This is a genomic window from Nocardia bhagyanarayanae (genome assembly GCF_006716565.1).
Taxonomy (GTDB): domain Bacteria; phylum Actinomycetota; class Actinomycetes; order Mycobacteriales; family Mycobacteriaceae; genus Nocardia; species Nocardia bhagyanarayanae.
In genome coordinates, this window is sequence record NZ_VFPG01000001.1 from 4,928,331 (window position 1) to 4,942,021 (window position 13,691).

Sequence of the window (13,691 nt, forward strand, 5' to 3'; positions counted from 1 at the left end):
CTTCGACTTGCCGGGATCAGTCGTAGACGACGACGCCCCGCAGGTTCTGGCCGGCGTTCATGTCGGCGAAGCCCTGCGTGATGTCGTCGAGGGAGTAGCGGGTGGTGACGAGTTCGTCGAGTTTCAGCGAGCCCTGCTGGTACATCGCCAGCTGTGCCGGGATGTCGGCGGTTGGCGAGCTCGCGCCGAACAGTGAGCCTTGCAGGCGCTTCTGGTAGAGCGTGAGCTCGTGCAGGTTGATGTCGCCCGCGCCCACGGTGGCGTCGCCGAGCCCGACGGCGACACAGGTGCCCGCCTTGCGCACCGCGCTCAGTGCCTGGCCGACATGGCGACCGGTGGTGATGCCGACCGTCACGATCGAGGAGTCGGCGCCTTGGCCGTTGGTCATCGAGCGGGCGAGTTCGGCCGCCTCCTCGATGTCGGCGACGGCGTGGGTGGCGCCCAGCTTCAGTGCGGAGTCCCGCTTGAAGGGCACGGGGTCGACGGCGATCACCGCGGCGGCGCCCGCGTGTGCGGCACCTTGGACCGCGTTGATCCCGATACCACCGATGCCCATGACGATCACGACGTGTCCGGGTTTCACCTCGGCCGAGTTCACCGCCGCACCCCACCCGGTACCGACACCGCAGCCGGTCAGACAGGCGAGGTCGAGCGGGATCGACGGATCGATCTTGATCGCCGATACCGCGGAGACGGTGGTGTATTCGCAGAAGGTGCCGAGCCCGGCAAGCTGACCGACCGGTGCGCCGTCGAGCGAGAGCCGATAGGAGGTGGGGTCGTCGAAACGCGCGCCCGTGGCCAGGAACGCGCCGAGGTCACACAGGTTCTGGTGGCCGTGCGCGCACCACCGGCAGCGGCCGCACACCGGAAGGAAGGAGAACACGACGTGGTCGCCTTCGGCGAAGCCCTTGGTGCGCGGGCCGACCGCTTCGACGACACCGGCGCCCTCGTGTCCGCCCGCGAGGGGAAGGATGCCCGGCGTCTGCGTACCGACAGCGAAATGGTCGTCGGAGTGGCACAAGCCCGCCGCGGCCATCTTGACGCGGATCTCACCGGGGCGCGGGTCTTCGATGTCGAGTTCGACGATCTCGTAGGCGCCGGGTGTCTGCCGCAGCACCGCGCCGCGGGTCAGCACGAGGTGGCCTTGTCGTCGGTGTTCGCCCAGCGGGTCATCGGTGCACTCCTTCGAAGTCTTAATTCAGCATAATATATTTGAGACCTCGGTCACGCAATCGGCTGGAAACTCTGCACGTCGACGGCGCGGTGCGCGTCGGCCAGTGCGCACAAGGTCGCGGTGCCGAAAACGCCGACGCGGTCGAAGGCGACCGCGGTGCCGACCGAGATGCCCGCCTCTTCGATTCGCTCGGTGGTGGCGAAGCCCATCGCCGGCCCGACCGGCAGGCGGCCCAGTGCCAACGAAACGTCGGCGTTGATGAATTCGAGTCCGTTGCTGCCGAGGTTGGCCGCCACATTCACCACGTCGGCGATGCCTGCGGCCAGTTGGAACTGTGTCGCCTGCTCGCCCTCGACCACGGGGATCTGCTCGTGCCAGATCCTTTTGCGAGCGTCGTTGGTGGATTGTGCCGCATCGCCCCAGCCGGTCTTCTCGGTGAAGTAGAGACGGTGCTGGGCTTCGACCAGCGCGGCGTCGAGTGGCGGCGGCTCCGGCCGCGTACCTCCCGACCAGACCGCACCCGGCGGGCTCTGGCTCGGCGCCAGCCACAATGCCGACGCCCGGGCGACGGGCCGACCGTCCTGCTCGAGCACGCTGTCGATCAGGCACAACCGCTTGCCTTCCCGGACGACGGTTGCCGAGGCGGTGCAGGGGCGCAACCGGGCGGGTCGGAACAGGTCGACGGTCCACCGCACCGGCGCCAGGTCGGTGCGCCCGATGGTGTGGATCTGCAGCTCGGCGGCGCGTGCCAGTGCCGAACTCACCGCGAGTCCACGCATATGCTCTTCGCCCCACCCGCTCGCGGCCTCGGCCTGCGGGATCAACTCCATCCCTTCCGGGCCGCTCTGGGTGCGGAAGAATGCTGCGGTCATGGTGTGCCTTCCATCTTGATGCAGGCGAGATATTTAATATACGATACTGTCGAGCCTGAACAGTGGACCGCCCGAGGCTCTTCTGATCCCTGCGGAGGACTGGGGCCACGACGTCGGTTACCGACGCGAATGCCACGTCCACGCGCCATAACCTCCGGTGACCGACGTCGTTTCCATGGGTCGGTGCTGCGCGATGGTGCTTTGGGGCCGCATAATGCGTAAGTGCCGAACGACAAAGACCCACTGGACGCCGATTCCTCGCCGCGGGAGTTACCCCGCCGGGTGAATTCGCAGCGTCAGCAGTTGTCCGAAGACGTCGCGAGCTACGTGCGGGAACTGATCATCTCGGGACGGGTGCGCTCCGGTGAGTTCTTGCGCGCCGAACCGATCGCCGAAGCGGTCGGAGTGAGTAACACGCCGGTGCGCGAAGGCCTGTTGCTGCTCAGCGGTGAAGGTTTCGTCGAACTGGTCCCGCGGCGCGGGTTCATGGTCTCGGCGTTCAGCAGGCAGGATGTGCGCGATCTGTTCTGGGCACAGGCCACGCTCGCAGGCGAATTGGCCGCGCGCGCAGCGAAATCCATTTCGCCGCGACAACTCGCCCACCTGGCCGATGTGATCGCCGAGCACGAACAAGCGGTCGCCGAGGGAGCCGATCTCGACCGCATCGTCGCGCTCGGCCACGAATTCCATCGCACCGTGAACCTGGCCGCGGATTCCCGCCGTCTCGCGCTGCTGTTGCGCTCGATCGTCAAACAGTTGCCCAACCGGTTCTACGGCAATATCGAGGGCCATGCCAACGAGTCCCTCGACTTCCACCCAGCCATTCTCGAGGCGCTGCGGAAGCGTCGCGCGAAGACAGTGAGCAGTCTCATGCGCGATCACATCATGTCCGGCGCCGACGAACTCATCGCCATGCTGGAGAAACAGGGCATGTGGTCCACGCCGGAGAAGTCCACCGCCTAGACCGCAGTGTCCAGAAAGTTGGACACTCGGTCCACCGGTTCGCGCGCAGCATGGGTGGAGCAGGACCCCACTGCAGCGAACCGGACAGGAAGGCACCGTTCAACGATGAGCAGCACCCCAGATCAGGCCACCAAAGACCTCGCGGACAACTGGGTCAAGGCCTTGACGAACATCGATCTCTTCAAGGAGATCAGCCACGAGGATTGCCTCGTGTGGCACAGCTCCGACGACAAGTGGGTCAGCGTGCCCGACGCTGTCGCGGCCGTGTACGAGCGTTCCGCAGGCGGTGCCATTCCGACCTTCGTCTCCGGTGGGGTCACCTACACCGAGCACGGCTTCTTTCACGAGTGCACCACCGAGGTGTCGATCGGTGGTCAGGAGATGAAGCTGCACCTGCTGCAGATCGTGGATGCTCGTGACGGCAAGGCCGCGCGGGTCCGTGAGTACATCGGCCCGGAGATGGGCGTACAGCCCTGATCCCGAACCAGGGATCTCCGCGTCAGGGGCCGGTGCCGTGACCGAAATGGTCACGGCACCGGCCCCTTCGGCCGGCTAGGGGGTGATGGCCACGACGGGTCCGTCGGACATGACCACGCCGGTGTCGACCGCAGGCCGGCCGGAGGGCGCGAGGCTCCCGTCGGTGCCGATCGTGTAGGTGTGCACCCGTGTCGTCACCTCGGCGGTGAGGACATCGATCAAATACAGCGTCTTGCCGTCGGGATGCAGGGCGACCTGCCCCGGCAGCGTGGCTGCGGGCGCTGCGTACGGTGACCCAGGCAGTTCGACCAGGCGTCCGTCCGCGTGAAGGTCGAAACCGGCGATCGACTGGCCCATCGCATTGGGGACGTACAGGCGGGTGCCGTCGGCGGTCACCACCGCGCCGTGCGGAACTCCGTGGGTCTGGTAGGGCGAGCCGGGTGTGGACGTCAGTTGCCCGTTCTCGCCGATCGCGAACCCGGACAGATCGAAGCCGAACTCGTTGCTCACGTAGAGATATCGCCCGTCCGGGCTGAACCCCGGTGCCACCGGACCGAGTTTCACCTCGGTGGCGCTGAGCGGGGTCATCGTGCCATCCGGGGCAATGGCGTAATTGGACATGGTGTTTCCGAGGTAGGTGACCACCCGGAGGAACCGCCCGCTCGGGTCGACCGCCGCCATACCGACCGCGCTGAACCCGTCCACCGGCACTGTCGGCGCTCCCGTGGGGATGAGCGCTCCCGAGGGCGTCACCGCGAACGACTCGACGTGCCCCGGCGCTCCGCCGACCACAACGAACAGCTGGGTCCCGTCCGGGCTGAGTGCGGCGGCGGTCGGTGGGCCGCCGACGGTGATGTCCGCGCCGGGGACCGGATGCAGCGTTCCGTTGTCGTCCAGGCGGTATCCGGAGACGCCGAAGTCGCCGGCGTGCGGAACGTAGACGGTGCGGCCGTCGGGAGCGAGCACCAGCGAGAGGACGCCGAAGCCGGTCGGGAACGGGCTGTTCGGGACGCTCGACAATGTCCCGTCCTCGGCCACGCGCAGGACGCTGATGCCCATCGACGCGGTGCCCGCGACCACGAGGAAGCGGGAATTCGCGGCCGAGGCCGGGGCGGGTGCGGTGCTCCAGCCGACGATGCTGAGCAGTATGGCGATGAAAGCCACTGCGGCGCCACGGAGTAGTCGACTTCCGGTGCGGGATCGGCGGGGCAGGGGGAAGGAAGTCATCGGTGATCTCCTCGATGAGATTCGGAGTCCACGATCGGCAGGAGGCGGACCGCGCGACAACACGGAACGATCACATTTTGTATATGATCTGGCAACCTTCATTGTGTGCCGTGACAATGTGGCGGGCATGTCGTTGCGCTATTTCAAATCAACTCCCAGAGTGAGATTGCACACTATATTGTGCATAATTCGTGGCAGGCGACGTGGCCCGCCCGATACACGGAGGTATCGCATCCTGATGCTCAGGAACGCATTCAGACCGCGACGTGTCGCCGCAGGCGTGGCCGCCGCGCTCGCGCTGTCGCTGTCCCCGAATCTCGCGCATTCGGCCCCCGTCGGCGACGCGCCACGCTATCTGCTGGTCACCGGCACCGGTTCTTCGAACATCAGCGTCCTGCGTGTCGATGACAACGGCGCGCTCACCCAGGTGCCCGGCGCGCCGTTTGCCAGCGACACCGGCTCGCTGACTCTCGAGATCACCCCGGACGGCCGCCGGGTCTACACCGGGCACGTGGTCTCGGGCTCGATCATCGGTTACGGCCTCGGCGCCGACGGTTCACTGCACGAGATCGCGGGCAGCCGAATGGATTTCGGTGCCCCCGTGATCGGCGTGACGATCACCCCGGACGGTTCCCGTTTGTTCGCGACCGTCGGCTCGCTGACCACCGAGGTCCGTTCCTTCGATATCACCGCCTCCGGCATTCTCGTCCCGACCGGCGCGCCAGCTACCCCGGTACCCGGGATGAGCGGTTTGAGCCTGCCGCAGGTGACCCCCGACGGACGCAACTTGATCGTGAGTACTTTCATCGGCGCCACCGTGACCAGCTACGCCATCAATGCCGACGCTTCGCTCACGCAGGTCGGGCCGACCCTGGCGACGGGCGAGCGCCCTGCGTTGCCTGCCATCACCCCGAACGGTCGCTATCTCTACATCAGCAACGAAGGCAGCGCCACCCTGTCGGGTTATGTGATCGCACCGGATGGAAGTCTGTCGAACGCGCCGGGCTCGCCGTACCCCACCGGTGACACCCCGCACGGTTCGGCGATCACGTCCGACGGCAAACGCATGTACGTGCCCGCATCGAGCGGCGGCCAGGTCGACGGTTTCCGCATAGGCGCCGACGGGGCGCTCTCGCCGCTGCCCGGTTCGCCCTACCCCGCGCCGGGCGGCACGGTCCCCGGCCGCGTGGTGCTCAGCCCCGACGAGGACGAGCTCTGGGTCATCGACTCCCTCACCGTGAACGGCACGGCCAGGGTGCACACCTACAGGATCGCCGCCGACGGCAGCGTCGCCTCATCGGGTCTGCCCGCCGTCGACACCGGCGTGATCTTCCACGATGGCCCGTCCGCTCACCTGACCCCCGCACGATGACCCATCGCGGTCGGCCGCCCGGCCCACCGCGACGTCCACGCCTGTCCACCCCGAGGAGAACCGCTGTGCCGTCGGCCAAAGCAGAGCCGAGCGTCGAGGATACCCGTTCTGGCAGCTCACGTCGCCCGTGGCGTGCCCGGTTCGGCACGAGCGTGCGGACCCGCGTGCTGGCGATCGCCCTGATCCCGAGCCTGGTGCTGCTGGCGACGGGCGCGGTGGCGGTCACGCTGGTCGGGTTCCGGGCACAGTCGGTCAAGGAGTGGTCCGACTACCGGGGCACGGTGATCGACCCGCTGCTGCGGTTCGTGACGTCGATCCAAGCGGAACGACTCGCCAGCGTCACCGCGCAGGATCACTCGCCCGGCGCGGACGCGGAACTGCGCACCAGCCGCGACGACACCGACCGCGCGGTCGCCGAGACCGCCCGGATCGCCTCGGCGGCACAGGATATGGATCAGGACACCGGCGCCGAGGCGATCCAGGCGCTGTCGGATCTCATCGGGCGGATGCAGGTGATCCGGGAATCGATCGACAGCAGGAAGGCGACCACGGGCGACGTCGACCAGTATTTCAGCGACCTCATCACCGCCATGCTCGGGGCGGGCCAGGAATCCGCACGATTGAAGTCCACCGACACCACGACGATGGACGCCGAGATGACCGCGATCGACCTCCTGCGAGCGGCCGAAAGCCATTCGCGCGTGGTGAGTCTCGTAGCCGCGGGCACTGCGGTGGCTGACGGCCTGTCGCCGCGAGACCGGCGCGTTCTCGCACAACATATCGGCGTCTACCGCAAACAATTCGACCTCGTCGACGCCCGCTTGTCGACGAACGTGCGCACCAGCGTTCGCGCCCTGACCGACGGCGCCGACTGGCATGTCGGCACCGCGGGCGAGGACGAGATGGCCGAGCGGGGCGAGTTGTCGATGCCGGTGCAGCAATGGTTGGCCGCCGAACGCGCGGTCGACACCCGCCTGATCGCGGTGATCCGTGATCAATTCCGGGTGACGGTAGACGCGACCAGTGCGGCGGCCGACCATTTGATCGACCAGTTGCTCTTCGTCTCGGCAGTCATGTTCGTCGTCACGATCCTCGCGGTATCGGGCTCGCTGGTCCTGGCCAATCGGCTGCTGCGTCGCCTGCGCACCCTGCGCTCGGCCAGCCTCGAGCTCGCCAACGACCGGCTGCCCGATCTCATCCGCCGCATCCACAACGGCGAACAGGTCGACGCGCAGGCCGAGACGGGACCGGTCGACAGTGGTCGCGACGAGATCGGTCAGGTGGCAGCCGCATTCGCCGTCGCTCAGCGTACCGCGATCGAGACCGCGGTGGGCGAGGCGAGTACCCGCAACGGTTTCAACAAGGTCTTCCTCGACATCGCGTTCCGCAGCCAGGCTCTGGTGCGCAGACAACTCGATGTCCTCGATGTCGCCGAGGCCCGCCAGGACGATCCGGAAGACCTCGAGCTGCTGTTCCAGCTCGACCACCTGGCTACCCGTGCGCGCCGCAACTCCGAGAACCTGCTCATCCTCGGCGGTCGCGCGCCGGGACGGCGCTGGCGCCACCCGGTGGCGCTCGAGGAGATTGTGCGCAGCGCGGTCTCGGAGACCGAGGGGTACGCGCGGGTGAGCGCGATCCGGTTGCCCGCGGTCAGCGTGCTCGGCGCGGCCGTCGCCGACCTCATCCACCTGCTGGCCGAGCTGATCGACAACGCGACCGCGTTCTCCCCGCCGGACGCGCCGGTGGCGGTGCACGGCAACTCGGTCGGCAGGGGAGTGGTGGTCGAGGTCGACGACCAGGGCCTCGGGATCTCCTTCGAGGAACGGGAACGCCTCAATGCGATGCTGGCCGAGCCGCCGCAGTTCCACGAGATGACGCTGGCGGGGCATCGTCATCTCGGGCTGTTCGTGGTGAGCAGACTATCTGCGCGCCATGGCATTTCGGTGACCCTGCAGGAATCGCCGTACGGTGGTGTGCGCGCGATCGTGCTGGTGCCCTGGGCGGTGCTCGACGCCGACAACCCGACTGCGGCGGTCGAACCCGTACGCACCCGCGACGCCGTGCGCCGAGTTCCTGGCGCCACCGCGTTGCCCGGCGCGCCGCGGCCCGACCCGGTTCCGGCGCCTGCCTTACCGGACCGGGTTCGCCGGGCCGACCCGGTGGGGCACAACGGGTACCACGCGGCGAGTCCGGAGCCTCCGGCCAGGCTCGACGGGCAACCGGTCGTCGCGGTGGACCGCAGGGCCGCCCTGCCCAAACGTGAACGGCTCACGCACCTGTCGCCCCAACTCAGTACCGATGTGGGAGAAGGGGAGTCGCACACCGCGTCGCCAGACGCGACTGCGCGCGTCCGAGCACCCGAGACGGTGCGGACGGCGATGAGTTCTTTGCAGAACGGCACACGACGGGCTCGCGTCCGATCGCCCCATTCCCATCCGTAGAACGGTCAGAACATGAACGAGGACATGATGGTTCGTCAGGCACCGGCAGGCACGCTCGATTGGTTGCTCACCAACCTGGTGACAACGACTTCGGGCGCCGAACATGCGGTGGTGTTGTCCGCGGACGGTCTGGCGCTGGCCGGGTCCGACGGTTTCGATAGGGAGGATCTCGAGCACCTGGCCGCCATGTCGTCGGCCCTGCACAGCCTGGCTCGTGGTGTGGGCACACGTTTCGCCAAGGGGCCGCTGCATCAGACCGTTGTCGAGCTCGAGCACGGCTATCTGCTGGTCACCGAAGCCGGGCACGGCGCGTGTCTGGCCCTGCTGACCGACGCCGACGCGGATCTGGGCCTTATCGCCTACGAGATGAACGTGATCGTCGGCCAAGTACGTGAGCATCTGTCGGCGGCGCCGAGAACCTCGATGTCGACGCGAGTGCCGTGAGTGAGAGGCCTGATGAGGTGTGGGGCTACGAGGACGACGACCCGGGGCCTCTGGTTCGGCCGTTCGCGCTGACTCGCGGCCGCGCGGGCAGGGATCTGCCGGACCTGGACATCCTGACCCTGGTGATCTCGGTCGGCTACGACTCCGACGTGAACGAGCTCGATCGCGAATACGCCCAGATCTTTCAGCTGTGCCGCCATCAGCCGATGTCGATCGTCGAAATCGCCGCGCACCTGAAATTGCTGCTGGTCACCGTGAAGGTGCTGGTCAGCGACCTCATCGCGGCCGGCTATGTGATCTTCCGGTCGCCACCGAGGGCCGAATCCGGCCCCGACCCCGAACTACTGCAGGCGGTATTGGATGGCATACGTAACCTCTGACGGACGCGGTCCGGCGGTCATGTCCACCGAACTGGTGGTGAAGATCCTGGTGGCCGGGGGATTCGGGGTCGGAAAGACGACGATGGTCGGCGCGATCAGCGAGATCACCCCGTTGCGCACCGAGGAACAGCTCACCGAGCTGAGTAGTTCCGTGGACGATCTGCGCGGCGTCGAAGCCAAACGAACGACCACGGTCGCACTGGATTTCGGCCGGATCACCATCAATCCCCGCGTGATTCTCTACCTGTTCGGTACTCCCGGGCAGGATCGGTTCTGGTTCCTGTGGCCGGAGCTGTCGCGTGGCGCGCTCGGCGCGGTGGTGCTGGTCGACACCCGGCGGCTGGCCGACGGTTTCGCCGCGGTGGACTATTTCGAGTCCCGGCGGATTCCGTTCGTAGTCGCGGTGAATTGCTTCGACGGCGCGGATCTATATGCGCCCGAGGAGATCGGCGCCGCGTTGGGGGTGCCCGCCCATGTGCCGATCATGCTGTGCGATGCGCGTGATCGCGCGTCGTGTAAGGAGGTACTGGTCGCCCTGTTCGAATACATCATGGCGAGTACCACCGCCGTGCGACCGCGCCTGGTGTGAATTGCATGGGCGCACAACAACTCTGGCGAGAATTGCTAACGCATAATATATTATTCGGTATCCGGAGATCTGGATGCGAACCTCAGCGAAAGGCCAACCAATGAGCGATCTGCTCGACCTCGTCAACGTGCACTACGCCGGCCTGGAAGGCGGCGATCTGGAACTGGCCGCGAGCCCGTTCACCGAGGACGTGGCGGCGCAGTTCCCGTCCGGCCCGCTCACCGGGATCGAGGCGCTGCGCGGGATGATCGGCGCCTTCATCACCGCGTTCCCCGGGATGAAGATCGAGCGTCGCAACACCTGGGTCGACGGTGACACGGCGATCGCCGAGATAGTCTTCACCGGCGTCCAGACCGGGCCGTTGGCGACCGCCGACGGTGAGGTTCCACCGTCCGGTCGCACGGTGACGTTCCCGCTCATCGACACCTTCACCCTGCGCGACGGCAAGGTTGGTGAGCATCGCGTCTATTGGGACAATGTCAGCTTCCTGACCCAGCTCGGCCTGATGCCCGCCCAGGGCTGAGCGGCCCATTCGACGCGAGACCCCTGCGGCTCCGGCCGGAGGGGTCTTTCGTTGTTCGTGCCGGTGGTCGGTGTGCAGTTTTCTGGACATTTCGCCTGCGGTTCGGGCCATAACCTCCCAGGCATGACCTCTGATTCAACGTCCACAGGTGGTTCGGGGACGCGGCGCGCGCGGTTGGGTTGGGTGCTCACCCTCGCGGCGACCGTTCTGCCCGGCTTCACGGCGACAGCACCACCCGCGGCGGCCGACCCAGCCGGCTACCACATCTACGCCCACGGCTTCCTCAGCAACGGCATTGCCGGCTACAACGCTTCCGACACAGACCAGCCGACGCCGATCCAGGGCAAGCCGATGCCCGGCGCGCTGAACTGGCCGCAGGCGCCTACCCCGGACGGCCGGTTCCTGTTCGTCGCCCCGGGAACGAACCCCCAGCTGATCCCCTACGCCATAGGCGCCGATGGCGAACTCACCGAGGGGACGCCGCTCGCGATGCCCGATGTCCCGGTGGACATCATCTTCGCGCCGAACAACCGCGACGCCTTCGTCGTCGTCGGCCTGCGGAATGCGCAGGTGGTGCCGGTGCGCATCGGCGCTGACGGAACTCCCACCCGCAACGGTTCGCCCATGCCTTTCGGGGAGTCGCTCGACGGTGTCGCCTCGGGGACCGTCTCGCCGGACGGCAAGCAGTTGTACGTGGCCAGCCTGCTACCCCGTCAGCTTCTGGTGTTCGACATCAATGCCGATGGGTCGGTTTCCCCGGTCAAGCAGCGGGTGTCGACCGGGTTGAATCCGATCTATCCGCGGGTCACCCCGGACGGCAGACACGTGTATGTCATCAACGAGATCAGCGGTTCGGTGTCCGGCTTCGCGCGGGCCGGGGACGGCACGCTCACGGAGGTCGGAGGGTCGCCGTTCCCGACCGGCATGCTGCCGCACGTCACGAGCATCACGCCCGACGGTCGCTTCCTGTATGTGCCGAACATGGGGTCGGGTCACATCAGCTCCTTCGCGGTGGAGCCGAACGGTGTGCTCACCCCGCTGTCCGATGTCGCTTTCGCCCCGGAGAAGCCCGGCACTTTCGCCGAATCGTCGGTGATGTCGCCGAGCGGTGAGGTGCTGTGGGCGCTGGGTACCGACCCGTTGCGCGGCGGCGAGGAGATCCTGCGGCGGTTCACAGTCGGCTCCGACGGTGTCCTCGCCCTGGATGAATCGGTCGCGGTCTACACCGGCACCTATGTTGCCGACGGTCGAACGTTGTCGCTGGTTCCACGACGCTGATCTGACGCACTAGGCCCCTCCGCCGTCGGCCGGAGGGGCCTTTCGCGTGTCGGCGCTATGCGCAGCATCACCGCAGTTACGCAACTAAGTTAATTAATTTAGTTGTATGGTTGGCTAATGACTTCCGCACCGTCCACCGCGCGAGAACTGGGTGAAGTCCTGCATCCGATCGCCCGGCGCCTGCTCGCCGGCCGGACGATCTCGGCAGGCAAGCTCGGCGTCCTCGGCTATCTGTCCACCCACGGCCGAGCCACCGCGACCACGCTGGCGACCGTCCAGACCGTCAGCCCCCAAGCCATCGCCACGGCCGTGCGCGAACTCGAAGCCCTCGCGCTCGTCGTGCGCACCCCCGACAGCGAGGACCGCCGTCGGATCTGGGTCGAGCTGACCGACGCGGGCCGCGACCGGCTCGTCGAGGAGCGGGCGGTGGGGTTGGACTGGCTGGCGCGCGCCATCGACCAGCGACTCACCGACGAGGAACGTGACGCCCTCGGCTTGGCGCTGCCCGCGTTGCGGAAATTGGCCGCCGCGGGGCCGATCGAATGATCGCCCCGCGCCGATTGACCCCCGCTCTCGTCTACACCGCCCTTACTTCGGCCATCGTCAGCTCGCTCGGCATGTTGCTGGTGCCCGCGATCTCGCGCGACATGAATGTCGACGTGAGCGCGGCGCAATGGATGCTCACCGTCAACCTGCTGGTCGGCGCGGTGACAACCCCGGTCATGGGCAGGCTCAGCGACGGCCCGCACAAGAAGCGGCTGCTGCTGTGGTCGTTGACCATCATTTCGATCGGGTCGGTCGTGGCGGCCGTGGCCACCGATTTCGCGGTGTTCCTGATCGGACGCGCGTTGCAAGGACTCAGTTACGGGATCGTGCCGGTGACCATCGCGCTCGCCCGCCGCTATCTGCCCGCCGACGAAGTGCGCAACGGCATCTCGACCCTGTCGGTCACGGTGACCGCCGGGCTCGGGCTCGGCTACCCGCTCACCGGCATCTTCGCCGATGTCTTCAGTTATCGCTTCGCCTTCTGGGCGGCAGCATTGTTCCTGCTGACGACCGTGCTCGTGGTCTGGAAAGTGGTGCCGGACGGCCCGGACGAGCGGGCACCACGCACGTCGTTCGACCTGCGTGGTGCCCTGCTGCTCGGTGGTGGTCTCGCGGCGTTGCTGCTCGTCGCCGGTGAAGGTTCGCGGTGGGGGTGGGGTTCGCCGTGGACGATCGGCCTGCTCGTCGTCTCCCTGGCGATCCTGACAGCGTGGGCGTTGGTGGAACTGCGCACCGAGCACGCGCTGGTCGATCTGGGGGTGCTGCGTGCAGGTGACGCGCTGGTTGCCAACGGCACCGCCATCGGACTCGGCGCCGCGATGTACGCCTGCCTGTCGATCGCCAGTCTGATCGCGCAGGCACCCGCCACCACCGGCTACGGCATCGCGATGCCACTGTTCTGGGCCGGATTCGTCATGCTGCCGCTGTCGGTCGGCAGTTTCGCGGCGAACCGGGTTGTCCGGGTGGCCTCGGCCCGTACCCCCATGCGCGCCTTGCTGATTCCCGGCGCCGCTCTGGTCACCGCGTCCAGCCTGCTGCTGTGGCTAGCCCACGACGAGCTCTGGGAGATTCTCCTCGGCATGTTCGGCTTCGGCGCGGGCATCGGCACGACCTATGCGGCGATGCCGGCACTGATCGCGCGCAGTGTCGCCGACCGTGAGCTCGGCAGCGCCGTGAGCTTCAACCAAGTTCTGCGTACCGTCGGCGGCTCGTTCGGTAGCGCCATGTCCGGCGCGATCCTCGCCGCCCACCTCGCCCCCGACGGCTACCCGAGTAGTACCGGAATCGGCATCGCACTGGCGGTCGGTGCCGTCGGCTGCACCGCGGTACTCACCGTTCTCCTGGCCGCCCACCTGATGACGCGGCGCGAGCGTGAGAGGTCACCTCACTGACGAGGGTGTGGAGC

The 13,691-nt window shown here is 67.2% G+C and carries 14 protein-coding genes; 11 read left to right on the forward strand and 3 right to left on the reverse strand.

What is annotated here, in order from left to right; translation table 11 throughout:
• Positions 1-16: 16 nt before the first annotated feature.
• The gene (locus tag FB390_RS21280) at positions 17-1,135 is read right to left on the reverse strand and encodes an NDMA-dependent alcohol dehydrogenase (protein ID WP_141810516.1); all 1,119 of its coding nucleotides are present in this window, start codon (positions 1,133-1,135) and stop codon (positions 17-19) included.
• Positions 1,136-1,224: 89 nt separating this feature from the next.
• Complete coding sequence (locus FB390_RS21285; RefSeq protein ID WP_141810517.1) at positions 1,225-2,046, reverse strand: acyl-CoA thioesterase domain-containing protein; 822 nt, start codon at positions 2,044-2,046, stop codon at positions 1,225-1,227.
• 243 nt (positions 2,047-2,289) lie between these two features.
• On the opposite strand from FB390_RS21285, the gene FB390_RS21290 reads away from it, so the two are divergent.
• Positions 2,290-3,009 (forward strand): GntR family transcriptional regulator, encoded by a 720-nt coding sequence (locus FB390_RS21290; protein ID WP_141811938.1) that lies wholly within the window; start codon positions 2,290-2,292, stop codon positions 3,007-3,009.
• Positions 3,010-3,114: 105 nt separating this feature from the next.
• Positions 3,115-3,486 carry a nuclear transport factor 2-like protein gene (locus tag FB390_RS21295; RefSeq protein ID WP_246124141.1) on the forward strand — a complete coding sequence of 124 codons (372 nt, stop codon included), beginning with the start codon at positions 3,115-3,117 and terminating at the stop codon, positions 3,484-3,486.
• Between the two features lie 75 nt (positions 3,487-3,561).
• On the opposite strand, the gene FB390_RS21300 is transcribed toward FB390_RS21295, so the two are convergent.
• Entirely contained in the window at positions 3,562-4,713 is a 1,152-nt protein-coding gene (locus tag FB390_RS21300; RefSeq protein ID WP_185757112.1) for a lactonase family protein, read from the reverse strand.
• Positions 4,714-4,840: 127 nt separating this feature from the next.
• Here FB390_RS21300 and FB390_RS21305 point away from each other — a divergent pair, with 127 nt between their 5' ends.
• The 9 genes from FB390_RS21305 (at position 4,841) to FB390_RS21345 (ending at position 13,677) form a co-directional block, all read left to right on the forward strand.
• Complete coding sequence (locus tag FB390_RS21305) at positions 4,841-6,085, forward strand: lactonase family protein (RefSeq protein WP_185757113.1); 1,245 nt, start codon at positions 4,841-4,843, stop codon at positions 6,083-6,085.
• Positions 6,086-6,237: 152 nt separating this feature from the next.
• A complete protein-coding gene (locus FB390_RS21310; RefSeq protein ID WP_221639333.1) occupies positions 6,238-8,526 on the forward strand; it encodes a sensor histidine kinase in 2,289 nt (762 codons plus the stop codon).
• Between the two features lie 12 nt (positions 8,527-8,538).
• Complete coding sequence (locus FB390_RS21315) at positions 8,539-8,970, forward strand: roadblock/LC7 domain-containing protein (RefSeq protein ID WP_141810522.1); 432 nt, start codon at positions 8,539-8,541, stop codon at positions 8,968-8,970.
• Complete coding sequence (locus FB390_RS21320) at positions 8,967-9,350, forward strand: DUF742 domain-containing protein (protein WP_141810523.1); 384 nt, start codon at positions 8,967-8,969, stop codon at positions 9,348-9,350. The genes FB390_RS21315 and FB390_RS21320 overlap by 4 nt, the downstream gene beginning before the upstream one ends.
• Before the next feature lie 19 nt (positions 9,351-9,369).
• On the forward strand, positions 9,370-9,939 hold the full coding sequence (locus FB390_RS21325) for a GTP-binding protein (RefSeq protein ID WP_221639334.1): 570 nt from the start codon (positions 9,370-9,372) through the stop codon (positions 9,937-9,939).
• 100 nt (positions 9,940-10,039) lie between these two features.
• Positions 10,040-10,462, forward strand: a complete 423-nt coding sequence (locus tag FB390_RS21330) for an ester cyclase (protein ID WP_185757115.1) — start codon at positions 10,040-10,042, stop codon at positions 10,460-10,462.
• A 123-nt stretch (positions 10,463-10,585) separates the two neighbouring features.
• Positions 10,586-11,740, forward strand: a complete 1,155-nt coding sequence (locus FB390_RS21335) for a lactonase family protein (RefSeq protein WP_141810526.1) — start codon at positions 10,586-10,588, stop codon at positions 11,738-11,740.
• A 117-nt stretch (positions 11,741-11,857) separates the two neighbouring features.
• Positions 11,858-12,286, forward strand: a complete 429-nt coding sequence (locus tag FB390_RS21340) for a MarR family winged helix-turn-helix transcriptional regulator (protein ID WP_141810527.1) — start codon at positions 11,858-11,860, stop codon at positions 12,284-12,286.
• The gene (locus tag FB390_RS21345) at positions 12,283-13,677 is read left to right on the forward strand and encodes an MFS transporter (RefSeq protein WP_141810528.1); all 1,395 of its coding nucleotides are present in this window, start codon (positions 12,283-12,285) and stop codon (positions 13,675-13,677) included. The genes FB390_RS21340 and FB390_RS21345 overlap by 4 nt, the downstream gene beginning before the upstream one ends.
• Positions 13,678-13,691 lie beyond the last annotated feature (14 nt).